Raw genomic sequence first — 26544 nt, 5'->3', positions numbered from 1 at the left:
CCGCTGCCGATCCGGTGCCATGAAGTCCCTGCTGCACACTGCCGCGCTCTGCGTCGGCCTGCTCATCGCCCCCGCCAGCGTGCTGGCCGCGCCTGACGCCGAGGCCAAGCCCGATCCGAAAGACGACAAGACGGAGGCACCTGCGCTGCCCGCAGACGCCTCGGCCCGCCAGAGCATGCGCCTGGCCGGCCGTACCCTCGACTACACCGCCACCGTCGGCACCCTGCCGGTACGCGATGCCAAGGGCAAGGTGATCGCCGACGTGGTGTTCACCGCCTACACGATGCCGGGCAAGGAACGGCCGGTGACCTTCGCGCTCAATGGCGGCCCCGGTGCGTCGTCGGTGTACCTCAACATGGGCGCGATCGGGCCCAAGGTGGTGACCTTCGGCTCCGAGGGTGACAGCGCGTCGGCGCCGGCCACCCTGCACGACAATCCGGGCACCTGGCTGGACTTCACCGATCTGGTGTTCATCGATCCGGTCGGTACCGGCTTCAGCCGCGCGCGGATCGGCGACGATGAAGCCAAGAAAGCGCTCTACAACCCCAGTGCCGACGTCGAATACCTGTCGCGCTCGATCTACGACTGGCTGCTGCGCAACCAGCGCATGGCCTCGCGCAAGTACCTGACCGGCGAGAGCTACGGTGGCTACCGTGGCCCACGCATCACCCACTTCCTGCAGACCCGGCTGGGCGTGGCAATGAACGGCCTGGTGCTGGTCTCGCCCTACCTGAGCCCGACCCTGGAAGACAACGCTGATGTCTCGCCGATGGCGTGGATGCAGACGCTGCCGTCGATCGCCGCGGCGCACCTGGAGCGCCAGGGCAAGCTGACCGATGCGGCGATGCGCGAGGTGGTGGAGTACACCCGTGGCGACTACGCCACCGCGCTGATGAAGGGCCGCAGCGATCCGCAGGCTACGGAAGCCATGCTGCGCCGGGTGACCGCGCTGACCGGACTGGACCCGCAGTTCGTGCGCCGCGCCGGCGGGCGCCTGGAAACCCAGGCCTACCTGCGTGAAGTGTTCCGCGACAAAGGCACGCTGGGCAGCCGCTACGACTCCAACGTGACCGCGTTCGATCCGTTCCCGAACGATCCGGAGCAGCGCGCCAACGATCCGCTGCTGGACAGCATCATCGCGCCGACCACCACGGCGATGGTCGACTTCGTGACGCGGGTGGTCGGCTGGAAGGTGGATGCACGCTACCAGGCGCTGAACTACGACGTGAACCGGTTGTGGGACCGCAATGGCGAGCTTCGCCAGGGCGCGGTGACCCAGCTGCGCCAGGCGGTGGCGATCGATCCGCATCTGCAGGTGCTGATCGTGCATGGCTGGAATGATCTGTCGTGCCCGTTCATGGGCTCGATCCTGACGGTGGACCAGATGCCGGCGATGGGCAGCAATCCGGACCGGGTGCAGGTGCGCAGTTATCCGGGCGGGCACATGTTCTACAGCCGGGCTGACAGCCAGGCCGCGTTCCGGAAGGATGTGCAGGCGTTGTTCCAGCGTAATTGAGGGGTTCGGCCGGGCCTGCGGCCCGGCACCTGCCGGATCAACGGCAACGGCAACGGCAACGGCAAAAGCAGGGTTTCCGTGGGCTGGCGAGGTGGGGTGGGGTTGCAGGACACGCCGTAAACCCGTCCCTGGGGGCTCGATGGCGCCATCCATGGCGCCAACGGTCCTGCAACCCCACCCCACCCCGCCGCTGACAGGTTCCTGCTGCTGTTGGTGGGTGCCGCCGACCGTTGGTCGGCACGGGATCGGATCCCTGTTTCTGCTCTGGTAGGTGTCGACCTTGGTCGACACGATGTGTCCGGAAGAATTCTCTGCCCATGAAAAAAGCCCGCCGGATACCGGCGGGCTTTTTCGTTTGCAACCTTGGCGTGGCGATCAGGTCCAGCCGAACAGCTCGAACAGCTTCAGGATCAGGTACGCACAGCCGCCGGCGGCCGGAATGGTCAGAATCCAGGCCCAGACGATGCGCTCGATCACGCCGAACTTCAGCGAGCGCGGGTTCTTGGCGAAGCCGACGCCCATGATCGCGGTGGAGATACTGTGCGTGGTCGAGACCGGCATGCCGAAGTGGGCGGCCAGGGTCAGGATGGTGGCCGAGCTGGTCTCCGCGGCGAAGCCGTGGATCGGGTGCAGCTTGACCATCTTGTGGCCCAAGGTCTTGATGATCTTCCAGCCGCCCGAGGCAGTACCGGCCGCCATCACCACCGCACAGGTCAGCACGATCCACATGGCGATGCCGTCACCGGCGCTGGCGTCCGGGTGCATGAAGGCCAGCCACGACGGCAGGTCATCCAGCGCACCGGTGGCCTCGGCACCGATCAGTGTCATGGCGATGATGCCCATGGTCTTCTGCGCGTCGTTGTGGCCGTGGGCGAAGCCCATGTAGGCCGCCGAGGCGATCTGCGCCTTGCCGAAGAAGGCGTTGACGATGCGCGGGCGGGCCAGGCGACCGATGGCACCACCGATCTTGGCCAGCCCGGCGATCAGGCCCCACAGCAGCACCATCACCACGATGCCGAGCAGGAAGCCGGCGATCGGCGAGGTGATCATCGGCACGAATACCTTCCACAGCAGGCCCTTGTTCTGCGCCCAGCTGCCCAGGCGCTCGGACCAGATCAGCGCGTCCCAGTTGTTGTGGGCAGCGGCCAGGCCGGCGCCGCAGAGGCCACCGATCAGGGCGTGCGAGGACGAGGAAGGCAGCCCCTTCCACCAGGTGATCAGGTTCCAGATGATGCCGCCCAGCAGGGCGCACAGGATCACCTGCGGGGTGACGTCGACCACGTTGGTGTTGAGCAGGCCCGAGGCGATGGTCAGCGCCACCGCGGTACCGGTCAGTGCACCGATGAGGTTCATGAAGGCGGCCAGCATCACCGCCCAGCCGGGCGAGAGCACCTTGGTCGCCACCACAGTGGCAATGGAATTGGCAGTGTCGTGGAAGCCGTTGATGAACTCGAAAACGAGCGCGGCCAGGATCACCACCAGGACAAGGGTCAACATGCGGCGGCGTCCGTCAGCTGTTCTTCAACACGATCTGGTACGCCACCACGCCGGCCTCGCGGCAACGGTCGATGGCCTTTTCCAAGATCTCGAAGAATTCCTTCAGCAGGAACATCTGCAGGTTGTCCAGGCGGCCCGAATAGATGTCGCGGTACAGCTCGAGCATCAGGCGGTCGGCCTCGTTCTCCAGCGAGCGCAGCTTCTCGTTGAGCGCGGTCATCCGGTCCAGGTTCATGTGGCGCAGGTCGGCCACCATCTCCACCACCACGCCGGCGGCCTGTTCCAGCATCGCCGCGCGCGGCGCGAAGTCGATGTGCTCCAGGTGGGTCGTGGCCAACGAATAGCGATCGGCGAACTTCTCGATCTGCTTCGGAATCTTGTACAGCGCCGAGCCCAGCGCTTCGATGTCTTCGCGCTCGATCGGGGTCATGAAGCTGTCCACCAGCGCCTGGCTGATCTTGTCCGAGGCCGCGCGCTCGCGCAGGCGGGCCAGTTTGAAGGCGTCCAGCGCGGGCTGGCGGTCGGCCTCGCGCAGCATGGAATGCAGCGCCTTGGCGGCGTCGGAAGCCGCGACGGCAGCCTCATCGAGCAGGGTGTAGAACTGTTTGCCGGAACCGAAAATGGTCTGCAGAGAGAACATTGAGAAACCTGTCAGCCGTCGCGGGAAGGACGGCACCAGACGGAATTATGACGGCTAGATGACCATCACGGGTATCCCTGCCCCCTTCCGGGGCTCTGGAAGCCCCAACCTGAACAGGCGGTTGCCACCCTGCCACGCCCCTTTGCTAAGATGCCAGCGCGCCTTCGGGCGCACCTTATGGACGACGACCCTTATCCCCCAGCGCCGCGCCGGACCCCGTTCCTGAGCGCCTGCCGCCATCGCAAGCACCCGCCCTCCCTGCCACCAACCGGGGACGACGCCCGTGTTTGAAATGATCCTGATTGTCTTCGCGCTTGTTCTGCTGAACGGCTTCTTCGCCATGTCCGAGATGTCGGTCATGACCTCGCGCAAGAGCCGCCTGAAGCAGATGGCCGCCACCTCCAAGCGCGCGGCCAAGGCGCTGGAGCTGTCCGAGAAGCCGGAGAGCTTCCTGTCCACCGTGCAGATCGGCATCACCGTGATCGGCGTGCTGACCGGCTACCTCGGCGGTGAAGCGCTGGGCGAAGCCTTCGCCGGCTGGATCCAGGGCCTGATGCCGGGCTTTGCCTATGCCGGCAACATCGGTACCGCGCTGGCGGTCAGCCTGATCACCTTCATCACGCTGATCTTCGGCGAACTGGTGCCCAAGCGCCTGGCGCTGACCCGTTCGGAGGCCATTGCCGGCCTGGTCGCGATGCCGATGAGCTGGCTGGCCAAGCTCGCCCTGCCCTTCGTCTGGCTGCTGTCCAGGACCACCCAGCTGGTGCTGCGCCTGTTCGGCCTGGGCAAGGATGAAGTCGCCTCGGTGACCGAAGAAGAGATCCGCATGCTGGTCGCCGAAAGCCACGAGGCCGGCGTGATCGATGCCCACGAGCGCGACATGATGAACCGCGTCATGCGCCTGGGCGACCGCACCGCCGACAGCCTGATGACCCCGCGCAACCGCATCGCCTGGCTGGATACCCAGGCTGGGCTGGAGCGCAACCTGGAAATCATGGCCGAGCACGAGTTCTCGCGCTACCCGGTGCTGCGCGACAACGACATGGACGTGGTCGGCGTGCTGGAACTGAAATCGCTGGCCACACGCATGGCGCGTGGCGACAACGCGCTGTTCCAGACCCTGCGCGAACCGCTGTACGTGTCTGAATCCACCCACGCGATGAAGCTGCTGGAGATCTTCCGCGAGGAACAGCAGTCGATGGCGCTGGTGGTGGACGAGTACGGCGAAATCCAGGGCCTGGTGACCATCAGCGACCTGATGGGCGCCGTGGTCGGCCGCCTGCAGGCGGTGGAGAACGCCGACGAAGATGCGCTGGTGGTGACCCGTGAGGACGGGTCGCTGCTGGTGGATGGCTCACTGCCGATCGAGGACCTGCGCGAGCTGATCGGCAGCAACGATCTGCCCGATGCCGAGGATGGCGATTACTACACGCTGGCCGGCATGTGCATCCACTACTTCGGCCGCATCCCGCACGCGGGCGAGTACTTCGACTGGGCCGGCTGGCGCTTCGAGGTGGTCGACCTGGATGGTGCGCGGGTGGACAAGCTGCTGCTGCGCACGCTGTCCGACGAGCAGGCCGATGAGCTCACCGCCTGAGGCCGGCCAGGGTCCGGGCGTTGAGCGCCCGGCCTACCGTAACGAGGGCATCCGCACCCTGCTGGAGATGTTCGCCTCCGGCGACCCGGCCGAGCACATGCCGCTCGGCCAGATCCTGTGCAACCTGCAGCAGAGCGCGTTCGGCGTGTTCCTGTTCGTGGCGATCCTGCCATCGTTCATCCCGATCCCGGGCATGGGCGGCGCGGTCAGCGGCCCGCTGGTGATCCTGATCGGCCTGCAGATGCTGTTCTGCCTGCGCCGGCCGTGGCTGCCCGGCTTCATCGCCCGCCGCGGGCCCAAGCGCGGCACCATGCACCGCTTCCTGGACCGCATCGACCGCCCGCTGCGGCGGTTGGACAAGATGCTGAAACCGCGCCTGCCGCAGCTGCTGACACCGCTGCCGGCGCATGCCTTCAGCGGCCTGCTGCTGGTGTTGCTGGGCCTGCTGCTGTCGTTGCCGATTCCCTTCACCAACTTCCTGTTCGGCTTCCAGCTGCTGCTGTTCTCGCTGGCACTGCTTGAACGCGATGGTGCACTGATGCTGTTCAACTGGATCGCGGCGCTGGCGGCGATCGCCTTCTTCGGTTTCAGTTCGGGGCAGCTGGTGGGCTATACGGTGGAACTGTTCCAGCGCTGGTTCTGAGCCGGAATCCGGTAGAGCCGGCCGCTGGCCGGCTGCCATGTTTCCAGGGCTGCCGGCCAGCGGCCGGCACTACCAATAACGGACATCGGTCATCACCGAAGATCGATGAAACCGTTGTCGGCCAGCGCCGCCGGTTCGTCCTGCACTGCCGACAGCACGAAACTCAGCGCTGTGCCCAGCAGCGTGCCCGGACCGTCCCAATACTCGGCACTGTCGGCGCGCACATGGATCAGGCGAAGGTTGGGGTCATCCTTGCCACCGGGGAAGAACAGCTTCATCGCCGGTGACCACAGCTCCTCGATCTTCGCGCGATCATCGACCACGCGTGCCCGCCCCGCCACGGACACATAGGTGTTGTTCGGGGGCGAGGCATACGCCACGTTGACCCGCGGGTCGAGCGCGATCTCGGCCACCTTGGGGCTGTCGCCGGTGATCACGAACCACAGGTCACCGTCGAAGGCGACCTGCTGGGTGGCCAACGGCCGGCTGTAGAGGCGGCCATCGACGCCGGTGGTGGTAAACATCGCCACCTCCACGTCCTTGATCAGTTCTGCCAGTTGGGCAATGTGTTCGGCGCGGGTGTCGGCCATGTGGGGGCTCCTTCGATATGAGCCCCCATCAGACGCGGTTCGGCCGCAATGGGCCGTGACGCAATTGTTCAGCCCGCGTGGCGGGCGTGCCAGGCCTGCATCGCCAGTTCGAACGAGCGCAGGCGCGCACGGTGGTCATACAGGTTGGCGGTGAGCATCAGCTCGTCCGGCTTGTGGCGCTCGACAAACGCGGCGATGCCTTCCGCCACCTGCTGCGGATCCCCCAGCACGGTGCAGGCCAGTGCCCGCTCCACGCCCACTTTTTCGTGCGGCTCCCAGAAGGACTCGATGTCGTCGATGGGTGCCGGAATCTTGCCCGGTCGGCCACGACGCAGGTTCACGAAACTCTGCTGCTGGCTGGTGAACAGGCGCCGCGATTCGGCTTCGCTGTCGCTGGCAACGACGTTCAGGGCCAGCATCGCGTGCGGCTGCTTCAGCGTGGCCGAGGGGCGGAACTCGCGTCGGTACACCGCCAGCGCTTCGTCCATCACGTCCGGTGCGAAGTGCGAGGCGAACGCGTATGGCAGGCCCATCGAGGCGGCCATGCGCGCACCGAACAGGCTGGAACCGAGGATCCAGGTCGGCACCCGCAGGCCACCACCCGGAACCGCCTGCACCGCCTGCCCGGGCTGTACCGGTTCGAAGTAATGCAGCAGCTCGCGCACGTCCTGCGGGAACTGGTCGGCGCTGTCGAAGTAGCGGCGCAGTGCACGCGCGGTCGGCTGATCGGTGCCCGGCGCACGGCCCAGGCCGAGGTCGATGCGGTCCGGATACAGCGAGGCGAGCGTGCCGAACTGCTCGGCCACCTGCAGCGGCGCATGGTTGGGCAGCATGATGCCGCCGGCACCGACGCGGATGCGCTTTGTGCCACCCGCCACGTGACCGATCAGCACGGCGGTGGCCGCGCTGGCGATGCCGGGCATGTTGTGGTGTTCGGCCAGCCAGTAGCGGCGGTAGCCCAGCGCATCGGCGTGCTGGGCCAGTTCCAGCATGTTGGCGAAGGCAGCGGTGGTGTCACTGCCCTCGCAGACCGGGGCCAGGTCAAGGATCGACAACGGGATCATCAGCAGTTTTCCGTCACAGGATCCCCCATGCATGGGGTCGGCCGGGCGCGGCGGCCAGTGACGGTGGCGGGATGCTGATTCCCGTGGGACGGGTTCAGGGCTGACCGCGCTGATCCGGTAGTGCCGGCCGCTGGCCGGCAGGCAACCTGCCCTGGCAGCCGGCCAGCCGCCGGCTCTACCAAGGAAGCGTCAGAACGCGCTGGGGCGCGGCTCCGGCAGCGGCTGGTCGACCATTGGTTTCAGCTCGGCATCCAGCGCTACGCGCTCGTCGAACACGAAGCAGCGGCCTTCGTAACCTTCGCCGCCCACCTCCTCGAAGTAGCCGAGGATGCCGCCGTCGAGCTGCAGCACGTTGTCCATGCCGTCGTTGACCATCCACAGCGCGGCCTTCTCGCAGCGGATGCCGCCGGTGCAGAAACTGACCACGGTGCTGTCCTTCAGCGCTTCGCGGTGCGGCGCCAATGCCTCGGGCAGGTCGGTGAACTTGTGGATGGGCAGCACCAGCGCATCCTTGAAGGTGCCGTACTCCACTTCCTGCAGATTGCGCGTATCGAGCATGACCACCGGCTTGCCGGCGTCATCATGCCCCTGCCGCAACCAGCGCTGCACGGTAGCCGGATCGACCGCCGGTGCACGCGGATACTCCAGCGGCTGGCCGTCATCACGGCGGAAGCTGATGATCTCGTCCTTCACCTTGGCCTTCAGCCGCGCGAACGGCTGATGCTCGCTCAGGCTGGTCTTGACCCGCATATCGGCAAAGCGCGCATCGGCATGCAGCGCCGCATAGAAACTTTCGACCGCCTCCGGCGCACCGGCCAGGAACAGGTTCAACCCCTCGCCCGCCACCAGGATCGTGCCGCGCAGCTGCGCCGCCTCGGCACGCGCCAGCAGCTGGTCGCACAGGGCCTGGGGGGCGTCGATGACGGCGAAATGGTAGGCAGCGGTATTGGCGATCATCCCGCCATTTTAGCGCCAGACCACTCCAGGGTCAGATTTTCACGTTCATCCACGCATGGCGTGGATCTACAGAGTTCATGAACCTGTCAGAGGCGTGGCGGTGTGGGCAGGCGGGGGCGCAGAGCGCCATGGATGGCGCTCTACGAGGCACGCAGGAGCAGTTTTTGCCGTCCCCCGCCTGCCCACACCGCCACGCCATCCCACGGAATGCCAGCTGTTGCTGTTGCTGTTGCTGTTGCTCTTGCTGTTGCTGTTGCCGGCCAGCGGCCGGCACTACCGCGGGTGCCGGGTGCAACCCGGCCAGAAGCCCCATTACCCCCGCAACAGCACGAACGGCAGCAGCACCAGCGCCGCCGCACCGGCCATCGCCAGCAGCACCAGCACCACATATACCGGCCGGCGCCGGAACAGGCTGCCGAAGGTCTCCGCCGTCCCCTCGCGCAACGCCTGCTCGCGCTCGGCACGGATGCGCGGCCCGCGTTCGGCCTGGTACTCGGCCATCAGCGCCTTTGCACGCGGATGATCGGCGTCCTCGCGCAGCCACAGGCCGCCGTTGGAAATGCCCCAGGGGCTGGGTTCGGTGCGATACCAGGCGATGCCGTGCTGGTCGAGCAGCGTGCAGACATCGGCGTATTCGTCGTCGCCGACATTGCGCAGATTGAGCAGGAGTTTTGCCATGGCCCCATGATACCCGGCGCCGATGCGCTACCCTTGCCGCCCTCGCCCTGCGCCCTTCCGGAGACGCCCGATGCGCCGCCTGCTGCTTCCCCTGCTGCTGTCCCTCGCCGCCGTTGGCTGCTCGACCGAACCGTCCGGCCCGCCGCCGGGTGGCACCCTGACCACCTTCGAGCGCATCGATACCGTCCCGGGTACCGGCGCCGAAGCCGTTGCCGGCAACAAGGTGACCGTGCACTACACCGGCTGGATCTACGACAACCGCACCGAAACCAAGCACGGCAAGACCTTCGACAGCTCGGTCAGCCGTGGCGAACCGTTCACCTTTGCGCTCGGCGCCGGCCAGGTCATCCGCGGCTGGGATGAGGGCGTGGCCGGCATGAAGGTCGGCGGCAAGCGCACGCTGATGATCCCGCCGGACTACGGCTACGGCGACCGCCGGGTTGGCCCGATCCCAGCCGGCTCGTCGCTGGTCTTCGATGTCGAGCTGCTCGATGTCAAACCGTAATACCGCAACGTCTCTGCGGGTCGCCGTCATCGGCGGCGGCCCGGCCGGCCTGTTCGCCGCCGAGCGCCTGCGCGCCGCTGGGATGGACGTGGACCTGTACGAGGCCAAGGGTTCGCCCGGCCGCAAGTTCCTGATCGCCGGCAAGGGCGGGCTCAACCTCACCCATTCCGATCCGCGGCCGCTGTTCGACAGCCGCTACCGCGAGCAGGCCTCTGCCGTGGGACGCTGGCTGGACGGCTTCGACGCGCAGGCGCTACGCGACTGGGCTGCCGGCTTTGGCGTGGAGACCTATGTGGGCAGCTCCGGCCGCGTGTTCCCGGTCGACCGCAAGGCAGCCCCACTGCTGCGCGGCTGGGTGCGCCGCCTGAAAGAACAGGGTGTGCGCCTGCACGCCAACCACCGCTGGATCGGATGGAGCGACGACGGCGCCCTGCGATTTGAAACCGAAGACGGCGCCGTTGAAGTGCATGCCGATGCTACCGTGCTGGCCATGGGCGGCGGCAGCTGGCCGCAGCTGGGCAGCGACGGCGCCTGGGTCTCGCCACTGCAGGCACGTGGCGTGGATATCGCACCGCTGCAGTCGGCCAACTGCGGTTTCGACGCGGACTGGACGCCGTTCTTCGCCGAGCGCAATGCCGGCGCACCGTTGAAGCCGGTGGTCGCGCACTGGCTGGACCTGGCGGGACAACCGCAGTCGCTGCAGGGCGAGTGCGTGGCCAGCGAGTACGGCATCGAAGGCAGCCTGATCTACGCATTGGCCGCAGACCTGCGCGAGACCATCAACCGCGATGGCCACGCGATGCTGTGGCTGGACCTGGTACCGGGCCGCGATGAAGCACGCCTGCTGGCCGACCTGTCACGCCCGCGCAAGGGTCGCAGTTTCGGCGAGCACCTGCGCCGCCAGGCCGGCCTGGATGCAGTGAAAGCCGCACTGGTGTTCGAGATGCTGGGCAAGGAAGCGGGCAACGACCTGCCTGCCGTGGCAGCTACGCTCAAGCGCCTGCCCCTGCGCCTGCTGCGCCCCCGGCCGATGGCCGAGGTGATCAGCACCGCCGGTGGCGTGCGCCTGGATGCGCTGGATGATGGCCTGATGCTGCGGGCAGTGCCCGGCGTGTTCTGTGCCGGCGAGATGCTGGACTGGGAGGCGCCGACAGGTGGCTACCTGCTGACCGCGTGCTACGCCAGTGGCCTGCGTGCTGCGGAAGGCGTGATCGGGTGGCTGGCGGCGCGTTGACACCCGCGTTGTAGAGTCGAGCCATGCTCGACTGCTTTTGATTCAGGCGATAGAGCAGTCGAGCATGGCTCGACTCTACAAAAAACATCGAGCAAGCCCGACGCTACATCACCACGGCCGGCGCATGCTCACCGAGGCCAGCGCCACGCCACTGGGATGCGGATAGGTCTCTTCGCGCACGCTGATGAACCCGTGCCGTTGATAGAACGGCACGGCGTTGAGCGAGGCCGACAGCACTACCTCACGATCACGATCGGCCATCGCCAGCAGGCGCTGCATCAGCGCCTGGCCGATGCCCTTGCCGCCGCGATCCGGATCGACGAACAACGCATCAACCTCGTTGGCATCGGTATCAAACACGCCGAACCCGAGCAGGACACCCTGCCCGTCCTCGGCCACCACGCAGCCCCCCTGCGACAACAGCCGCGCGTACTGCAGCGGCGGTGGCGAGGCAGACCAGGGCGCGATGACCTCGGGAGGGTAATGGCTGCTGCAGGTCTCGCGCACACAGCGCGTGCGCAGGGCCCACAGCCTGGCCACATCATCCATGGTGCCGGTCCTGAACTGCATGACGCCTCCTTGTAGAGCCGAGCCCATGCTCGGCTGTTCTTCGTTCCAACAGCGCGATGCCTGATTGAAAGGCAGTCGAGCAAGACTCGACTCTACAGAATCGTTAATCTCGACGCCTGATCGAAAGGCAGTCGAGCAGGGCTCGACGCTACAGCAACGGTTACCGCGACTTGCTGGCGCGCAGCGCCTGGATCTTCGGCGGCGGCTGGAACGAGTCGCTGCGTGCATCGGCCCAGAACGCATGGAACACCGCATGGTCGGGCACCTTGTGCAGCAGTTCGCCTGGTTCCAGGTAGCGGTACAGCGAGGCCAGCGAACGGATTTCCACCGGTGAGACGCGGCGCAGGATGTGCTCCGGCCCCAGCTCGGCAGGATCGTTCAGGCCCGCCGCACACAGCAGCTCCTTCAGGGCGTGCAGCGTGTGCTCGTGGTAACTGTACACACGGGTGGCCTTGTCCGGTGCATCCAGATGCTTCCAGCGTGCCGGGTCCTGGGTCGCGATGCCGGTCGGGCACTTGTCGGTATGGCAGCTCAGTGATTGGATGCAGCCCAGCGCGAACATGAAGCCTCGGCCGGCATTGCACCAGTCAGCCCCCAGCGCGATGGTCCGCGCGATGTCGAACGCGCTGGTGATCTTGCCGGCCGCACCGATGCGGATGCGATCGCGCAGATCCAGGCCGACCAGGGTGTTGTGCACCAACAGCAGCGCTTCGTGCATCGGCACGCCGACATGGTCGACGAACTCCGCCGGTGCCGCCCCCGTGCCACCCTCGGCGCCGTCGACCACGATGAAGTCCGGTAGCAGCCCGGTTTCCTGCATCGCCTTGGCAATGCCGAACCACTCCCACGGGTGGCCGATGGCCAGCTTGAAACCGACCGGCTTGCCACCGGACAGCTCGCGCAGGCGTGCAACGAACTGCAGCAGCTCGACCGGCGTCGAGAACGCCGAGTGACGCGACGGTGACACGCAGTCCACACCCATCGGCACGCCACGCGTCACCGAGATCTCGGCGGTCACCTTTGGCGCCGGCAGCACGCCACCGTGGCCGGGCTTGGCGCCCTGCGACAGCTTGATCTCGATCATCTTGACCTGATCATGGGTGGCATTGGCAACGAAGCGTTCCTCGCTGAAACCGCCCTTCTCGTCACGGCAACCGAAGTAGCCCGAGCCGATCTCCCACACCAGGTCGCCGCCCATCTCGCGGTGGTAGGGCGAGATCGAACCTTCGCCGGTGTCGTGATAGAAGCCACCGCGGCGTGCGCCTTCGTTCAGCGCGCGGATGGCATTGGCCGACAGCGAACCGAAGCTCATCGCCGAGATGTTGAACACGCTGGCCGAATAAGGCTTGGCACAGTTCGGGCCGATCAACACACGGAAGTCATGCCTGGCGATGGCGGTCGGTGCCAGCGAATGGTTGATCCACTCGTAATCCACCGCATAGGTGCTGCGCAGGGTGCCGAACGGCACCGTGTCCATCTCGTTCTTGGCGCGCTGGTAGATCAGTGCACGCTGCTGGCGCGAGAACGGCACGTCTTCCAGGTCGCTCTGCACGAAGTACTGGCGGATCTCCGGGCCGATCGATTCCAGCCCGTAGCGGAAGTGCGCCATCACCGGATAGTTGCGGCGCAGCGTGCTGCGCTTCTGCAGCAGGTCCCAGGTCCCCAGCGCCACCATCGCGGCAGTCAGGCCGACGCCCCAATACCAGGCCGGCCAGATCGTGGCCAGCCACAGGCATATCGGGAACATCAGGATGGCGAGCAGGTAGACGATATACCGGTGCATGGCTTTCCTCGGTTGCAACTGCCCCCGAGTCTACCGCGCCGCCCGCTGCCAAGGCTTACAAGCGATCGTCAACCACGTTGCGCGGCCAGGCCGATTTCACGTCGTAGACCAGGCCTCCCGGCGCCAGCAGCCCCCGGATTGCGGATTCATCCATCGCCTTGAAACGGGCGTGGGCCACCGCCAGCACCACCGCGTCATAACACCCCGCCCCGGGATCGGCCAGCCAATCCAGGCCCTCGCCGGTCAACGCCGCCGGGCCGACCCAGGGGTCGCTGACCTCCACCTGCGCACCGGCATCGCGCAGGCGTTGCGCCAGCTCCAGCGCGCGGCTGTTGCGCAGGTCCGGGCAATCCTCCTTGAAGGTCACGCCCAGCACCAGGATGCGTGCGTCCGCCGGCGCACGGCCACGCTCGGCCAGCATCGCCAGCACCCGCGCCGCCACGTGCTCGCCGACGCGGTTGTTGACCTGCCGTGCGGTGTGGATCAGGTCCGGGTGATAGCCCACGCTCTCGGACTTGTGCAGGAGATAGTACGGGTCCACGCCGATGCAATGGCCGCCGACCAGCCCCGGCCGGAACGGCAGGAAATTCCACTTGCTGCCGGCGGCGTCCAGTACGTCCTGGGTATCGATGCCCAGCCTGTCGAAGATCAGGGCCAGCTCGTTGACCAGCGCAATGTTGACGTCGCGCTGGATGTTCTCGACCACCTTGGCCGCTTCGGCCACCCGCATCGACGGTGCCGGGAAGGTACCGGCAGCGATGATGCGCTGGTACAGACCATCAATCACCGCAGCAACTTCCGCTGTCGAGCCGGAAGTGATCTTGCGGATGTCGGCCAGGCGCCGCTGGCGGTCGCCGGGGCTGACCCGTTCCGGGCTGTAGCCGCAATAGAAGTCTTCGTTGAAGCGCAGGCCCGAACCCTGCTCCAGCAGCGGCACGCACACTTCCTCGGTGGTACCGGGGTAGACCGTGGACTCGTAGATCACCAGGTCGCCGGCGCGAAGATGACTGGCAATCAGCCGTGTCGCCGAACGCAGGGGCTCCAGGTCGGGCTGCTCGTAAGCATCGATCGGGGTCGGCACGGTGACGATGTAGACGTTGCAGGCATCGAGCAGTGCCGGATCGCTGCCGTACTGCAGCAGCTGCGCACTGGCCAGTTCGTCGGATTCCATTTCCAGCGTGTGGTCCTGGCCGTTGCGCAGCTCGGCGATGCGACCGGCATCGATATCGAAACCCAACGTCGGCCACTGCCGGCCAAACGCCACCGCCAACGGCAGGCCGACGTAGCCCAGGCCGATCACCGCAAACCGAGGTGCGCTGGCCGCCGCTACCGGCGCACTCATCGGCACATCCCGCGCAACGGATGCGATCGCACATACGCTGCCATGGCCTCGGCCAACACACTCATCTGCTGCACCACTCCGGAAAACCTGCGCCAGAAAGGGTACAGCCTACCGGCCCCGGCGCCCTGCCGCCAAGGCGGGCTCAGGACCCCAACGCCACCGCGGCCGGTTCCAGTTCGCCGTCTGCGCCGGTCCAGGCCTGCAGCAGGCGCTCGAATCCACCGCTGCCAAGCAGGAAGCCGGGCCACGCGGCGTCGACGATCTGTGCCAGCAGCTCCGGTTCGATCCGCCGCGTGCCCATCGACCAGCGCGGAAATGCGCGCTGCACCACGGGGGCACGGCACAACACTTTCAGCTGCCCGTGGCTGCGCGCATTGAGGATGCGCTGGAACACCGAATCGATGCCGTCCTCCGGGCCCTCGAGATACTGCAGGAAGCGCGCTCCGTCGAACATCAGCACACCGGTGACACCGGCTACACGATTGAATGCCGTGGCGTCGGCCAGCAGGCGGTCAAGATCGGTTGTCTGCAGATCGGCGCGGGCCTCACTGGCATAGGCAATCGCGTGCAGCGACATCAGGTGGCTCCCCCCCTGGGAACGATGGCAGGGACTATGACATGAATGCGATCGACAGTTAAGCACGCCGCGGCCATGATGCAATCCGGTTGCGGAACCGCAGGTGGGCTACAATCGGCGCCGCGCTGCAGGCCCGGATGGCGAAACTGGTAGACGCATCGGACTTAAAATCCGCCGGGGGCAACCCCATGCCGGTTCGATTCCGGCTCCGGGCACCACACGCACGCAGCACGTCCCGCTTTCAGATCGCCCGCGAATAACGTGGTTGCTCGTGCGCGGCACGCAGATACGGGTCAAAGCACATCGCCAGCAGCCGCAGCAGCGGTCGCCCGGGTTCACTGGCGTGCACCACGCCATCGCGGTATTCGGCCAGGCCGTCTTCCTGCAGCCTCTGTACCGAACGCAGGTCCTCGGCGAAGTACTGCTCGAAATCCACGCCGTGACGCTGCCCCAGCAGCACGCCATCCACCTCGCCCTGGCACATCAGCTGCTGGATCAGTTCCGCGCGCAACTGGTCGTCGGCACTCAACGCCACGCCGCGCCAGACCGGCAACTGACCCTGGTCCACCGCGTCCTCCCACGACGGCAGGTCGCGCGGATTCTGGCTGTAGGTGGCACCGATGTGGCTGATCGCACTCACGCCCAGGCCGAGCAGATCGGTATCGGCGTGGGTGGTATAGCCCATGAAGTTGCGATGCAGCTGGCCGGCGCGTTGTGCGCGCGACAGATCCTCTTCCGGCAACGCAAAGTGATCCATGCCGATGTACTGGTAGCCCGCCGCGGAGAGCTTCTCCACCGCCAGGCCCAGCAGCGCCAGCTTGTCCTCCGGCGACGGCAAGCGGCTTTCGTCGATCTGCTTCTGTGCGCGGAACAGATGCGGCAGGTGCGCGTAGCCGTAGACCGCCAGGCGGTCCGGGCGCAGCGCCAGCACCAGCTCGAGGGTGCGACCGAAGCCTTCCAGGCTCTGTCCCGGCAACCCATAGATCAGGTCGACGTTGACCGAACGCATGCCGCTGTCGCGGCAGGCGCGCAGGATGTCCAGCGTCTGCTGCACGCCCTGCACGCGGTTGATCGATTCCTGCACCTGCGGATCGAAATCCTGCACGCCCAGGCTGGCCCGGTTGAATCCCAGCCGCGCCAGCATGGCGACGTCGCGGGTGTCGATGAAGCGCGGATCGAGTTCGATCGAGAAATCGCGCTGCGGCGAATCACTGAAATCGAAGCGCCGGCGCAACCCTTCCACCAGCGTGGTCATCGCTTCGGCATCAAGGAAGTTCGGCGTACCACCACCCAGGTGCAGCTGGATCACCTCACGGCCGTCATCGAACTGCGGCGCCAGCAGGTCGGCCTCGGCCAGCACGCGTGAGACGTAGCTGTGGCCACGACCGCGATCACGGGTGATCACCCGGTTGCAGCCGCAGTAGAAGCAGGGGCTGGAACAGAACGGCACATGCACGTACAGCGACAGCGCACGGGCCAGCTGGTTGCTGTCGGCGATCGCCTGGCGCAGTGCCGGCGCGTCGAAGCCATCATGGAAATGCGGCGCGGTCGGGTACGAGGTGTAGCGCGGGCCCGGCCGGTCGTGCCGACGCAGAAGATCGGGGTCGAAGGTCCAGGCCAGGCCACCAGCGGCGGGAGAGAACGTGTCCATGCCGCCAGCATCGCGCCGGGCGGCCTGCGCCGCCTTGACCCAGATCAATCCTTGGCAGGGATGCCCAGCACCGGCAGGCCGACCTGCGGCCAGCGCAGCATCTGGTAGCGCTTCCAGAAGGTGTCACCGATGCGCGCGGCCACGTCGTTGGCCAGCTCCTGCATCGGCGGGTTGTTGCATTCGGCGGTGGTGATCCGGAACAGCACCAGCCAGCGGTCGAACAGGTCCTTGTCCAGCTCGATGGCCATGTGCTTGGACATCGGCGAGCCCTTGAACCGGCGGGTGCCGCGCAGCATCGCCGACCAGAAGTCGACCAGCTGCGCCAGGTGCTCGGGCCAATCGTGGACGTGCGCGCCGAACACCGGCCCCAGCCGCTCTTCCTCGCGCACGCGCGCATAGAAGTCGTGAACCAGGCGGGTCACTTCCTGCTCGGTGCACAACTCGGGCGAGGCGACGGGGAGGACAGGCGGCGGTGTTGCGTTCATCGGGGTACCCAAAGCGTGCCGGCAGTGTGCCGCAGCCGGCCATCACCACCGTTGATCCAGATCAATGTCGGCGCAGTCCGCTGCGCCTAGGCTGGCACGCTTGCAGGAAGCATGCCCTGCGGATGCGGCGCCGACCCTGGCGAAGTATACGCGCCGCCCACTTTTCGATCCGGGACAGCATGAACAGACCTTCTCCCAACCGCCGCCAGCGGCTGATCCAGCAGTGGGGCGCAATCCTCTGGCCCAGCTTCATCGCCGCCGGCGTGGCCAGCGTGGTGTTCTTCGCCTTCGTCGATCCATTGCGCCTGCAGGCCATCAGTTTCCCGGGCACCGCAATCAGCCGCGAACTGGGTTACACGGCGGGATTCTTCATGTTCTGGTCGGTGACGGCACTGTCCAGCGCGGTCACCTGGTACCTGCAGCGGCCCATGCCGAGCGATGACGACGACGAGCTGCCGCTGGGATGAGCACGTCATGTACCCGGACTCCCCGTCCCTGGCACTGGCGCGGCACGCTCAGCGCCGCCCTGCTGGCGCTGTTCTACGCACTGCCGTGGCTGCGCTGGGAGGGCCGCCAGGCGCTGCTTCTGGACATCAACGCGCGGCGATTCGACCTGTTCGGCTGGACCCTGTGGCCCGGCGACGTCGGCGTACTGATCGGCCTGCTGGCGGTACTGGCCGTCGGCCTGGCGCTGCTTACCCACCTCGCCGGACGCATCTGGTGCGGCCATGCCTGCCCGCAGACGCTGTGGCGGCGCGCCTTCGACTGGATCGCCCGCAGCGCGGCCCGCATGCTGCCGGCACCTGCTGTACGCCCGGTCACCCAGCTTGCCTGGGGACTGCTGTCAGTGTGGACCGGCATTACCTTCGTCGGCCTGTTCAGCCCGATCACCGGCTTGCTGGCCGCCGCGCCAAACGCTGGCTGGAGCGGCTGGGAAACGTTCTGGGTACTGTTCTATGCCGCTGCCACCTGGGGAAACGCCGGTTTCCTGCGCGAGCAGGTCTGCCGTTCGCTGTGCCCGTTCGCACGCATGCAACCACTGCTGACCGATCCGCATACGCCGCGCATGCTGTACGACGCCCGTCGCGGTGAGCCGCGCGGGCCACGTCCATCCGGGCTCGGCGGGGTGCTGGGCCGTGGCCGCGGCCTGCTCGACCCGACCACTGCGCAGGACTACGTATTCCGCGCCGCGCATCCGCTGCTGGCTGGACCGATGCCGACCTTCAGCGCCGACCGTCTGGGTGATTGCACCGATTGCGCGGCCTGCGTCATTGCCTGCCCGATGCAACTGGACATCCGACAGGGACCGCAAGCCGATTGCCTGGCCTGCGGTGCCTGCCTGGAGGCCTGCGCACAACAGCAGCACCGGGCCGGTTTCGGTCCGGCGCTGGTGCGCTACTGCAGTCCGCAGGCAATGGCCGGACAACCGAAGCGCCTGTGGCGACCCCGGACGTTGGCCCTGCTGTTCTTGTTGCTGGCGCTGCTTGCCTGCGGCGCCTGGCGCCTGCTCTGAATCAACGCGACCCGCTGGCGTGCGGCGGCACAAGCTGCGCACGCCGGACGATGCCCAGCTGTTCGATGATCAGCGCCATTTCGTTGGTGACTTCGGTACGCTCGGTCCCCTGCGGGACCAGACGGTCCAGCACCTGCTGGTAGGTATCCCAGAACGCCGGACCGCATCCGTGTTTGTGGTAACTGGCTTCCAGTTCGCGGCGTACCCGTTCAGCCAAGCCATGCATGCCGTATTCCATACGACCTCCGTTGGACTTGTTCTGCATTGTTGACGGTCTACCGACTCACTTGCGTGCTACTGAAAGACTCCCAGGCTTCACGCCTGGTTGACTCCAATTAGTCATAGATTTCACGACAGGTCAATTACATGCGGCGACTTTCGCGATTGAAATTATTAATCGTTCACGAAACTACATACGGGACCCCGGGGCCCCCGGATGGGGTGAAGCCGACAGGCCGCGGGAACCATGGACCGATGACTCCAGTAGATCGCGCCGATTGTGACCCTCAGATCGATCGATCTTGCCTATTTTGCTAAGCATACTTAGCAAATTGCGCTTAGCGTGCTAAATGCGACAAAAGGTGGCGCAAGTCAGATGGATTCGCCCGCCGACGCTTCTGTCGTGGGGAACAGGTTCGGATAGCGCTGATGCAGGATGTACTGCCGCAGGGCCGGAATCGGGAAATCCTTCGGCCATTGCGACACTGCGGAACGGCTGATGCCAAAGAAGCGGGCCAGTTCGGCATCGGTCTGGAATCCCAGCCGGGTGCGCACCTGCCGCTTGCTCCAGAATTCGGTCACGGTCGGTCCTTCTGTTAACCAGACTGATTCTTGCGACAAGGCTTCTTCGCAATCCACGCGTTAAGCTGGCTTGCATAGATGAATACTCTCGGCCAACGACTCGCGGCAGCCATGAAGAAAGCCGGGCACCCACGCCCGGCCGATCTGGCACGCGCCGCCAAATCAACGACAGCAACCATCAGCAACTGGCTCAACGACCACGTGAGCGCCTCGCACGTGAAAGCCGAACAGCTGTTCCGCATCGCCGATGCGGCCAAGCTGGACGCACGCGAGCTGCTGTACGGGGTCAGCGGGCTCGGCGTCGGTGAGCCTGGCAGTGCCTACATCCCCAGCCAGGCCCATCTGGATGTCTGGCAGGACGCCTACGAGCTGGTCAGTCACCTGGTGGCCGAGAACGGGCTGGAGATCGACCATCGCCGCCATGCAGCGTTGGATCTGCTCGCGTTCGAACTGCTGATGGATGGCTTCAGCCGCAGCAAGGTCGCCCGCGTGCTGACGACCTCGATGACGTGAATGCACCGCCGCTGGTAGCATGGACCGCGATGGGGATGGGGCTCCCCCGATAACCGCCTGAGAAGGCTGATGGCTCCTGCCAGGACGAACCCGGTGTTCGTCGACGGCAGGTCGTGCCTGCCCTCGGCGTTCGCCATTGACCCTGCGAACCCGCATTCGAGGCACGCCATGCAAACACTGAACAATTATTTCCTGGTCTTCGTCGGAGGCGGCATCGGTGCCTGCCTGCGCCATGCCTGCAACCTGATCGGCGCGCGGGTGGCCGTCGGCAGTCCCTGGCCCTGGTCGACCTTCCTGATCAACGTCAGCGGCGCCCTGCTGATGGGCGTGGTGGTCGAGGTCTTCGCGATGCGCAATGGCGCCTCGCCGCAGCTGCGCCTGCTGCTGGCCACCGGCATCCTTGGCGGCTACACCACGTTTTCCACCTATGCGCTGGAGATCGGCCTGCTGCTGCAGCGTGGCCAGCATGGGTTGGCGGCACTGTATGCCGGTGGCTCGGTGGCGCTGGGCCTGGCCGGTCTGTTCGGTGGGATGAAGCTGGCCCGGCTGGTGCTCGGCTGACGCTCAGGCCGCACTGGCACGGGTCTGTCCCCGCCATTCCCGCGGCGACTGCCCGGTGTGCGCCTTGAACGCGCGCGACAGCGCCGCTTCGCTGCCGTACCCCACATCGTCGGCAATCCGCTTCAGCGGTCTGCCTTGGCGCAGTGCCTGCTGCGCCAGCCCCACCCGCCAGCCCTGCAGGTACTGGCCCGGCGTGGTGCCCATCGCCTCGCGGAAGCTGGCGGCGAACACGCTGCGTGACATGCCGGCCACTTCGGCCAGGTCTTCCAGCGTCCACGCCTGCGCCGGCGCTTCATGCATCGCCACCAGCGCCAACCGCAGCCGCGGATGACCCAGCCCGGCGAACAGGCCGCCACGCATCTCGCCGCCTTCCATCAGCTGACGCAGCACCTGGATCATCACCACCTCGAACAGCCGGTTGACCATCGCCGCCCGCCCGCAACGCTGCTCGAACGCTTCTTCGAACAGCAGTTCCAGCGCCGCGTTGCCGCCATACAGATCGGCCAGCGGCAGGCAGATGAAATCAGGCAGCGCGGCGCTGATCGGATTGAGCCGGCCGCCCTCGAAATGCAGGTTGGCGCAGGCCATGTCGGCGCCCTGCTGCGGGTCGGTGCTGAAGCGATGCGGCATCGGCCGCGGATACAGCAGCAGGCTCGGCACTTCGACCTGCACGGTCTGCTGCCCGTGGCTGACCTGCACCGGCCCGCGCCGCACCAGGTGCAGCTGACCCGCCTCGTCTTCGCCCTCCAGCGTGTTGATGCCGCACAGCGCACCGGCATGGAATACCGAGGCGGTCACCGCAAAACGTTCAAGCAGTATGGCGAGACGGTCGACCATGACGGGACTCCGGGTCAAGCGAGACGAGCTCAATGCGACAGATCGTATCGGAATCGCCACCGAAATGGTCGACTGAACGCCGCACTCTCTGCGCCCTCAAGCCTCCTGTGAATGACGGATCACCATGAAGCCCTCTTCCTGCGCAGGTGCCACGAAGTGACGGGTGATCTGCTCGAAGGCTTCGTCGCTGGCCTGGAACGGGTGCTCGCCGCGCGCGTTGCGGGCATGCAGCCGCGCCTTGCAGATGGCGTCGGCAACATCGAGAAAATGCAGCTGGTGGGCAACACCGGCCGACTCGAACAGTTCGCGGCCCCATGCACGGGCGGCCGGCGTATTGAACGGAACGTCGAGCACGACCGAAACGCCGGCCTGCAGGATCGCGCATACATGCCGCGTCAGCGCTCCGCGCAGCGCGGCCGCGCGCTGCAGGTAATCGGCAACGGAATGGATCTGGTCGGGATACAGCGCGGCCAGCCAGGCGTCCTCGCTGATCAGCACGTGACGTGGCTGCGCCGCCAGCTGCTGCGACAGGGTGGATTTGCCGGCACCGATCTTGCCGCACACCAGGTGCAGGGTCGGCGCATTGTCGGTCGATGAAAGGTGATGCATCTGCGTTCTCCTTGATGGATTCCAGTACCCGGGAGAGCGCCGCATGCAACCCGCCTTCCCGGGCGGGTTGCATGGCCGTGGCGACCGCGCGCTATCCCGCCTTCCCGTGGGGAATGCGGATAATCGACGCGGTGCTGTGCAGGACCATGCCGCCAGCGTAGAGCGCAGCCTGGCCGGCGGGCAATCCCCTGCGGCAGTGCAGCGCGCGCAAGGTTTTGCGGGGATCTATGCTCGGCGCGATTCCCGCATGGAATGACCACGATGCGACCCTTGCTTCGATGCGCCCTCGCCCTCGGCCTTCTGCTGCCTGCGGCATCGCTGCTGGCTGCGCCCCCCACGGCACCACGCATGCTCAGCGGCGAGCTGCAGGGCGCACCCTGGCGGCTGGACGTGCCGGCTGACTGGAACGGCGACCTGGTGATGCTGGCGCACGGCTACGAGCCGGTGGGCGTGCCACGCACTACGCCGATGACCGCCAATGACAGCACCGCAACGCTGCTGTCCGCAGGCTACGCCGTCGCGCAGAGTGCCTACGCCAGCCAGGGCTGGGCAGTGGCCGATGCGATCACCGACATGGAGCGCCTGCGCCAGCACGCGCTGGGCGAACTCAAGCGCGTGCGCCACACCTGGCTGCTCGGATTCTCGATGGGCGGCGCGGTGACACTCGCCAGCCTCGAGCGCTACCCGCAGCACTACACGGGCGGCGTCTCGCTGTGCGGTGCCAATCTCAGTGGCGAACAGATCGCCGCAGATCTGCTGACCACGCTGGTCGCCTTCGATTACTTTTTCCCCAACGCTGCAGGCCTGCTGGCCACCGGACTGGCTTCGCATGAAGCGGCCGTGCTGCCGCAGGGAGTGCTCTATCAGGGCATCGCCGACGCGCTGCAACGGAATCCCCAGCATGCCGACGTGCTCGCCAAGCGACTGCAGGTCGCTCCGGATGCACTGGCCGGGACAATCAGCCTACACACGCTGGTCCTGCATGAACTGGCCACGCGCAGCGGCGGCATGCCGGCCGGCAACCTTGGTGTGGTGTACAGCGGATTCGGTGACGACGCCGCGTTCAATGCCGGCGTGCAGCGCATCGCTCCCGTGCCTGCGGCACAGGCCGATGTCCGCGCGAAGCTGGCACTGAGCGGCGCGTTGAAGCGACCGCTGGTGGTCCAGTTCAACAACAACGATCCCACCATCGTGCCGCACATGCAGGCGGTGTATCCGCAGATGGCCGCACAGGCCGGCGCGCGACCATTGCCGCGCGTGCTGCCGCCGGTGGGCGAAGGGCATTGTGGCTTCTCTGAAGCACAGGTTGTCGACGCCTTGAAGGCAATCCAGCGTTGAGCTCAACGTGTCGCAGCGCATCAGGGCGCACCATAAGGACTGCTATGGTGGCCGGGCCCATTGACGGGCACACAAAGGACTGACGTGATGATCAAGACGACCTTGAAGACCGTGATGTTCCTTGGCATGGCCGTGACCGGGCTGGCCTTCGCCGCAGGCCCCTGTGAATTCTGCAGCCAGCAGTACGAATATTGTCTGCGCGCAACTTGAGGCCCACTGGCCAAGACACCCGCAGAATGCCTGGCCCAGTACAAGATGTGCCGCGAAATGGATTGCCAGTCCTCCTGACCGGCATCCGGCCGGCTCCTGCGGGAGCCGGCTCAGCCGGCCACGCTGCCAAACGCTTACGATGCAGGGACCCGCGCAGCATCTGCCGCCTCCCCTCCCTGCTGACACAACGCATACGATGGCCTTCTTCGAACGACTGAGCGACACCCGCTACCTGCCGACCGAACACACGGGCGGCGCCTGGAACATCCGCGAACAACACATCGCACCTGCGATCGGGCTGCTGGCGCACCACCTGGAACGTGACGCCGCAGCGCGTGGGCACGGTTTTCTGATCGCGCGCCTGTCCTACGACATCCTCGGCACCATTCCGATCGAAGCGATGGAGGCCGACGTACAGGTGCTGCGCGGTGGTCGCACCATCGAACTGGTCGAAGCCACGCTGCGCCATGACGATCGCCCGGCGCTGCGCGTGCGTGCATGGCTGATGCGCCCGAACGATACGCAGGCCATCGCCGGCACGCCGATCACCGGCATTGCTCCGCCGGAATCAATGCCCGCGTGGGACCCAGGTACGGTCTGGCCAGGTGGTTTCATCAAGAGCGTGGAGATCCGCCGACACGATCAGGGGCCCGGCCGTGCCACCTACTGGACGCGCGCGAAGCACGCGCTGCTGGACGGCGAGCCGGTCAGTCCGCTGGCCCGTGCCGCCACCCTGTTCGATCTGTCCAATGGCATGGCCGTGCGCGCCGATCCGAAGGAGGTCGCCTTCCCCAACCTCGATCTGACCGCGCACCTGTTCGGCATGCCCGAAGGCGAGTGGCTGGGCTTCGACACGTCGGTGTCGTTTGGCCACCAGGGTCTCGGCTTGACCAGCACCGTGCTGCACGATGCGCGCGGTCCGATCGGCATGCTCGGCCAGGCACTGACCGTACGCCCGTAATCCCCAAAAGGGCGGCGTCAGCCGCCCAGCGTACCCATGGTGAAGGTGTAGCCGGAGCTCATCAGGAATTCGCGCATGCGCATCTCCGCGCGCCGCGGTGAGGCCAGGTTGGCCGGTGCATACAGCGCGTAGACCACGCCCGCGCCTTCGATGGCTTCACGCCGCACGCCACAGTGGCGGGTCTCCGAAGCAATCACCCATCCATCCTTCAGCCGATCCGGTCCGATCGACTGGCCGTTCATCAGGCGGAACGTCAGCCAGCGTACTTCCACAGAAGATCTGCTCATTGCCGGCATACCGCCAGCGTGCCGCGATCGTTCATGTCCTTGCTCGCCATTGCAGCTCCCTAAGACTTGGAACTCGACCATAGCGCCTTTCCATGTCGTGGGCGAATGAGACTGGAGGGGCCCTTATGTCGCCAGGCCGAACCGCGTCCACAGCGCTTCGCGCCCCGGCTGCGTCAGGCGCAGTTCGCGTCGACCCTCAACCCGCCGAAGCCAATCGTTCTTCACGAAGCTGTCCAGCATCGCCTCGCCGACCAGCCCGGCCAGATGCGGGCGCCGCTCGGTGCAGTCCAGGCATCCTCGGCAGTAGCGCGCAGGCTTGACCGTCACGGGAAGCCGCAGCAGCTCAGCCAGCGGCTGGCCGAGCTCCTGCAGGAACGCTGCGCCCTCCACACTCACCCGCCAATGCGCCTGGTGCGGGACCAGGTGCCCTGCCTGCAACAAGCGGTCGGTGATCGCCACCGCATGCACACCGGCCAGATGCCGGTAGCAGGAACGCGCCTGGCGCAACGCCGGCATGCTGCGTGATGCCTCAGCGGTGCAGGACGGCGTGCGGTCCGCAACGCGCAGGATGCCCTCCAGCATGTCGGCGACTTCGTGCGAGGCCAGCCGGTGATAGCGATGGCGCCCCTGCGCGACAGCGACCAGCAGGTCGCCCTCGACCAGCCTGCGCAGATGCGTGCTCGCCGTCTGTGGTGTCACCCCAGCCACGCGTGCCAGCTCCGTCGCGGTATACGCACGCCCATCCATCAACTGCAGCAGCATGGATGCGCGCGCCTGGTCGCCAACCAGGGCACCGACGCTGACAAGGGAACCGGAGGTGTGGACCATGCCCGCATTGTGGCACGCCGTTGCAGGCCGACAGTTCGATGCAGGCCGAAGCGTCGGCACCCGCTGCCAAGGCACAGTGGCCACCCCGATAGCGCAAGGCCTGCCGTGAAAACCGCTCCGATTCCCCGCCGCCGCATCACCCCTTCGGTCCTGTACCCGGGCACGCCTGTGTTGCTGATGACCACGCTGAACGACGACGGCAGCAGCAACATCAGTCCGTTGTCTTCGTTCTGGGCCCTGGGCAACCGGGTAGTGCTGGGCCTCGGCGTGCAGGGTCAGGGCTATCGCAACCTGCAGCTGCGCAACGAGTGCGTACTGAACTTCCCATCCTCCGCGCAGGCCGCACAGGTCGAGGCCATCGCGCGCGCGACAGGTTGCGACCCGGTGCCCACTGCCAAACAGACGATGGGCTACGTGCATGTGCGTGACAAGTTCGCGCTGGGGGGCTTCAGTGCCGTCGCCTCGACGCACGTCGCACCAGAGGCGATTGCCGAGTGCCCGCTGCAGGTGGAAGTCAGCGTGATGGCGATGCACCCGCCCGCCGAGGATGACAGCCAGGGCTTCGTGATCGTCGAAGGACGGATCCGTTGCGTGCATGCGCACGAAGCGATCACCGTGGTTGGCACCCAGCACATCGATGTCGCCCACTGGAAACCGTTGATCTATATGTTCCGCCACTACCTGAGCGTGGGTGAACCAGTCGGGCGCAACTTCCGCGCGCAGACGCCGGTCCACGACCCGGCGTAGAGCGGGTGAT

31 protein-coding genes, 1 tRNA gene and 1 riboswitch are annotated in these 26544 nt (G+C 66.4%); of the genes, 14 read left to right on the top strand and 18 right to left on the bottom strand.

The genetic code is table 11. The features are described from left to right. Window positions 1-19: 19 nt before the first annotated feature. The gene (locus tag ACSYS9_RS08085) at window positions 20-1516 is read left to right on the top strand and encodes a S10 family peptidase (RefSeq protein WP_071229595.1); all 1497 of its coding nucleotides are present in this window, start codon (window positions 20-22) and stop codon (window positions 1514-1516) included. Between the two features lie 375 nt (window positions 1517-1891). Here ACSYS9_RS08085 and ACSYS9_RS08080 read toward each other — a convergent pair whose 3' ends face one another. Continuing rightward, window positions 1892-3013, bottom strand: coding sequence for an inorganic phosphate transporter (locus ACSYS9_RS08080; protein ID WP_032128946.1), 1122 nt, complete (start codon window positions 3011-3013; stop codon window positions 1892-1894). Between the two features lie 13 nt (window positions 3014-3026). Then, window positions 3027-3653, bottom strand: coding sequence for a DUF47 domain-containing protein (locus ACSYS9_RS08075; protein ID WP_004152833.1), 627 nt, complete (start codon window positions 3651-3653; stop codon window positions 3027-3029). 292 nt (window positions 3654-3945) lie between these two features. Between ACSYS9_RS08075 and ACSYS9_RS08070 the strand changes: the two genes are divergently transcribed. Both ACSYS9_RS08070 and ACSYS9_RS08065 read left to right on the top strand, forming a co-directional pair. Next, window positions 3946-5250, top strand: coding sequence for a hemolysin family protein (locus ACSYS9_RS08070; protein ID WP_071229594.1), 1305 nt, complete (start codon window positions 3946-3948; stop codon window positions 5248-5250). After that, complete coding sequence (locus tag ACSYS9_RS08065; RefSeq protein WP_032128944.1) at window positions 5234-5893, top strand: exopolysaccharide biosynthesis protein; 660 nt, start codon at window positions 5234-5236, stop codon at window positions 5891-5893. Before ACSYS9_RS08070 ends, ACSYS9_RS08065 begins: the two co-directional genes overlap by 17 nt. Before the next feature lie 92 nt (window positions 5894-5985). Here the strand turns inward: ACSYS9_RS08065 and ACSYS9_RS08060 are convergent, their stop codons facing one another. The 4 genes from ACSYS9_RS08060 to ACSYS9_RS08045 all read right to left on the bottom strand — a co-directional run bounded on the left by ACSYS9_RS08060 (window position 5986) and on the right by ACSYS9_RS08045 (window position 9182). After that, complete coding sequence (locus ACSYS9_RS08060) at window positions 5986-6483, bottom strand: pyridoxamine 5'-phosphate oxidase family protein (protein ID WP_071229593.1); 498 nt, start codon at window positions 6481-6483, stop codon at window positions 5986-5988. Window positions 6484-6551: 68 nt separating this feature from the next. Next, window positions 6552-7547, bottom strand: a complete 996-nt coding sequence (locus tag ACSYS9_RS08055; RefSeq protein ID WP_049400370.1) for an LLM class flavin-dependent oxidoreductase — start codon at window positions 7545-7547, stop codon at window positions 6552-6554. A gap of 189 nt (window positions 7548-7736) precedes the next feature. Next, window positions 7737-8504, bottom strand: coding sequence for a sulfurtransferase (locus ACSYS9_RS08050; protein WP_049421507.1), 768 nt, complete (start codon window positions 8502-8504; stop codon window positions 7737-7739). 312 nt (window positions 8505-8816) lie between these two features. Further along, window positions 8817-9182: a DUF6164 family protein gene (locus ACSYS9_RS08045; RefSeq protein ID WP_032128940.1), complete on the bottom strand. Its 366-nt coding sequence runs from the start codon at window positions 9180-9182 to the stop codon at window positions 8817-8819. A 70-nt stretch (window positions 9183-9252) separates the two neighbouring features. On the opposite strand from ACSYS9_RS08045, the gene ACSYS9_RS08040 reads away from it, so the two are divergent. Together ACSYS9_RS08040 and ACSYS9_RS08035 are read left to right on the top strand one after the other, a co-directional pair. Further along, window positions 9253-9687 carry an FKBP-type peptidyl-prolyl cis-trans isomerase gene (locus tag ACSYS9_RS08040; protein ID WP_049421508.1) on the top strand — a complete coding sequence of 145 codons (435 nt, stop codon included), beginning with the start codon at window positions 9253-9255 and terminating at the stop codon, window positions 9685-9687. Next, window positions 9674-10921, top strand: a complete 1248-nt coding sequence (locus ACSYS9_RS08035; protein ID WP_071228356.1) for a TIGR03862 family flavoprotein — start codon at window positions 9674-9676, stop codon at window positions 10919-10921. Before ACSYS9_RS08040 ends, ACSYS9_RS08035 begins: the two co-directional genes overlap by 14 nt. Window positions 10922-11029: 108 nt before the next feature. Here ACSYS9_RS08035 and ACSYS9_RS08030 read toward each other — a convergent pair whose 3' ends face one another. The 4 genes from ACSYS9_RS08030 to ACSYS9_RS08015 form a co-directional block, all read right to left on the bottom strand. After that, window positions 11030-11491, bottom strand: coding sequence for a GNAT family N-acetyltransferase (locus ACSYS9_RS08030; protein WP_071228357.1), 462 nt, complete (start codon window positions 11489-11491; stop codon window positions 11030-11032). A 160-nt stretch (window positions 11492-11651) separates the two neighbouring features. After that, the gene (locus ACSYS9_RS08025; protein WP_071228358.1) at window positions 11652-13274 is read right to left on the bottom strand and encodes an FMN-binding glutamate synthase family protein; all 1623 of its coding nucleotides are present in this window, start codon (window positions 13272-13274) and stop codon (window positions 11652-11654) included. A gap of 55 nt (window positions 13275-13329) precedes the next feature. Then, window positions 13330-14616, bottom strand: coding sequence for a nucleotide sugar dehydrogenase (locus ACSYS9_RS08020; RefSeq protein WP_049399955.1), 1287 nt, complete (start codon window positions 14614-14616; stop codon window positions 13330-13332). A gap of 142 nt (window positions 14617-14758) precedes the next feature. Further along, window positions 14759-15193 carry a BLUF domain-containing protein gene (locus ACSYS9_RS08015; protein WP_032128935.1) on the bottom strand — a complete coding sequence of 145 codons (435 nt, stop codon included), beginning with the start codon at window positions 15191-15193 and terminating at the stop codon, window positions 14759-14761. A gap of 131 nt (window positions 15194-15324) precedes the next feature. On the opposite strand from ACSYS9_RS08015, the gene ACSYS9_RS08010 reads away from it, so the two are divergent. Further along, window positions 15325-15411 (top strand) — tRNA-Leu (locus ACSYS9_RS08010). Between the two features lie 23 nt (window positions 15412-15434). Here the strand turns inward: ACSYS9_RS08010 and hemN are convergent. Both hemN and ACSYS9_RS08000 read right to left on the bottom strand, forming a co-directional pair. Next, window positions 15435-16844 carry an oxygen-independent coproporphyrinogen III oxidase gene (hemN, locus tag ACSYS9_RS08005; protein WP_071228518.1) on the bottom strand — a complete coding sequence of 470 codons (1410 nt, stop codon included), beginning with the start codon at window positions 16842-16844 and terminating at the stop codon, window positions 15435-15437. Between the two features lie 44 nt (window positions 16845-16888). Beyond that, window positions 16889-17329 (bottom strand): group III truncated hemoglobin, encoded by a 441-nt coding sequence (locus ACSYS9_RS08000; RefSeq protein WP_032128934.1) that lies wholly within the window; start codon window positions 17327-17329, stop codon window positions 16889-16891. Window positions 17330-17508: 179 nt separating this feature from the next. Here ACSYS9_RS08000 and ACSYS9_RS07995 point away from each other — a divergent pair, with 179 nt between their 5' ends. Together ACSYS9_RS07995 and ACSYS9_RS07990 are read left to right on the top strand one after the other, a co-directional pair. Then, complete coding sequence (locus tag ACSYS9_RS07995; protein WP_010486039.1) at window positions 17509-17796, top strand: hypothetical protein; 288 nt, start codon at window positions 17509-17511, stop codon at window positions 17794-17796. Next, on the top strand, window positions 17793-18842 hold the full coding sequence (locus ACSYS9_RS07990) for a 4Fe-4S dicluster domain-containing protein (RefSeq protein WP_071228359.1): 1050 nt from the start codon (window positions 17793-17795) through the stop codon (window positions 18840-18842). The genes ACSYS9_RS07995 and ACSYS9_RS07990 overlap by 4 nt, the downstream gene beginning before the upstream one ends. 1 nt (window position 18843) lies before the next feature. Here ACSYS9_RS07990 and ACSYS9_RS07985 read toward each other — a convergent pair whose 3' ends face one another. Together ACSYS9_RS07985 and ACSYS9_RS07980 are read right to left on the bottom strand one after the other, a co-directional pair. Beyond that, window positions 18844-19080: a hypothetical protein gene (locus tag ACSYS9_RS07985; RefSeq protein ID WP_032128931.1), complete on the bottom strand. Its 237-nt coding sequence runs from the start codon at window positions 19078-19080 to the stop codon at window positions 18844-18846. Window positions 19081-19433: 353 nt separating this feature from the next. Beyond that, the gene (locus tag ACSYS9_RS07980) at window positions 19434-19643 is read right to left on the bottom strand and encodes a hypothetical protein (RefSeq protein WP_032128930.1); all 210 of its coding nucleotides are present in this window, start codon (window positions 19641-19643) and stop codon (window positions 19434-19436) included. 111 nt (window positions 19644-19754) lie between these two features. Here ACSYS9_RS07980 and ACSYS9_RS07975 point away from each other — a divergent pair, with 111 nt between their 5' ends. Beyond that, the gene (locus ACSYS9_RS07975; RefSeq protein WP_010486043.1) at window positions 19755-20156 is read left to right on the top strand and encodes a transcriptional regulator; all 402 of its coding nucleotides are present in this window, start codon (window positions 19755-19757) and stop codon (window positions 20154-20156) included. Window positions 20157-20178: 22 nt separating this feature from the next. After that, window positions 20179-20242, top strand: a riboswitch (Fluoride riboswitch). An 82-nt stretch (window positions 20243-20324) separates the two neighbouring features. After that, window positions 20325-20717: a fluoride efflux transporter CrcB gene (gene crcB / locus ACSYS9_RS07970; protein WP_032128929.1), complete on the top strand. Its 393-nt coding sequence runs from the start codon at window positions 20325-20327 to the stop codon at window positions 20715-20717. 3 nt (window positions 20718-20720) lie between these two features. Here the strand turns inward: crcB and ACSYS9_RS07965 are convergent, their stop codons facing one another. Beyond that, a complete protein-coding gene (locus tag ACSYS9_RS07965; protein WP_071228360.1) occupies window positions 20721-21554 on the bottom strand; it encodes an AraC family transcriptional regulator in 834 nt (277 codons plus the stop codon). Between the two features lie 96 nt (window positions 21555-21650). Then, complete coding sequence (locus ACSYS9_RS07960) at window positions 21651-22163, bottom strand: AAA family ATPase (protein WP_071228361.1); 513 nt, start codon at window positions 22161-22163, stop codon at window positions 21651-21653. Between the two features lie 261 nt (window positions 22164-22424). On the opposite strand from ACSYS9_RS07960, the gene ACSYS9_RS07955 reads away from it, so the two are divergent. The 3 genes from ACSYS9_RS07955 to ACSYS9_RS07945 all read left to right on the top strand — a co-directional run bounded on the left by ACSYS9_RS07955 (window position 22425) and on the right by ACSYS9_RS07945 (window position 24672). Continuing rightward, window positions 22425-23501, top strand: a complete 1077-nt coding sequence (locus tag ACSYS9_RS07955) for a hypothetical protein (protein ID WP_071228362.1) — start codon at window positions 22425-22427, stop codon at window positions 23499-23501. An 87-nt stretch (window positions 23502-23588) separates the two neighbouring features. Further along, complete coding sequence (locus ACSYS9_RS07950; protein WP_256200965.1) at window positions 23589-23711, top strand: hypothetical protein; 123 nt, start codon at window positions 23589-23591, stop codon at window positions 23709-23711. Between the two features lie 196 nt (window positions 23712-23907). After that, window positions 23908-24672 carry a thioesterase family protein gene (locus ACSYS9_RS07945; RefSeq protein WP_071228363.1) on the top strand — a complete coding sequence of 255 codons (765 nt, stop codon included), beginning with the start codon at window positions 23908-23910 and terminating at the stop codon, window positions 24670-24672. A 17-nt stretch (window positions 24673-24689) separates the two neighbouring features. Here ACSYS9_RS07945 and ACSYS9_RS07940 read toward each other — a convergent pair whose 3' ends face one another. Beyond that, window positions 24690-24959 (bottom strand): hypothetical protein, encoded by a 270-nt coding sequence (locus ACSYS9_RS07940; RefSeq protein WP_071228364.1) that lies wholly within the window; start codon window positions 24957-24959, stop codon window positions 24690-24692. A 123-nt stretch (window positions 24960-25082) separates the two neighbouring features. Next, a complete protein-coding gene (locus ACSYS9_RS07935) occupies window positions 25083-25787 on the bottom strand; it encodes an ArsR/SmtB family transcription factor (RefSeq protein ID WP_049420989.1) in 705 nt (234 codons plus the stop codon). A 105-nt stretch (window positions 25788-25892) separates the two neighbouring features. On the opposite strand from ACSYS9_RS07935, the gene ACSYS9_RS07930 reads away from it, so the two are divergent. Continuing rightward, window positions 25893-26534, top strand: coding sequence for a flavin reductase family protein (locus ACSYS9_RS07930; protein WP_071228365.1), 642 nt, complete (start codon window positions 25893-25895; stop codon window positions 26532-26534). Window positions 26535-26544 lie beyond the last annotated feature (10 nt).

This window comes from Stenotrophomonas sp. STK17_22 (genome assembly GCF_051983905.1).
Taxonomy (GTDB): Bacteria; Pseudomonadota; Gammaproteobacteria; order Xanthomonadales; family Xanthomonadaceae; genus Stenotrophomonas; species Stenotrophomonas maltophilia_A.
This window is presented reverse-complemented; position numbering and strand designations above follow the sequence as displayed.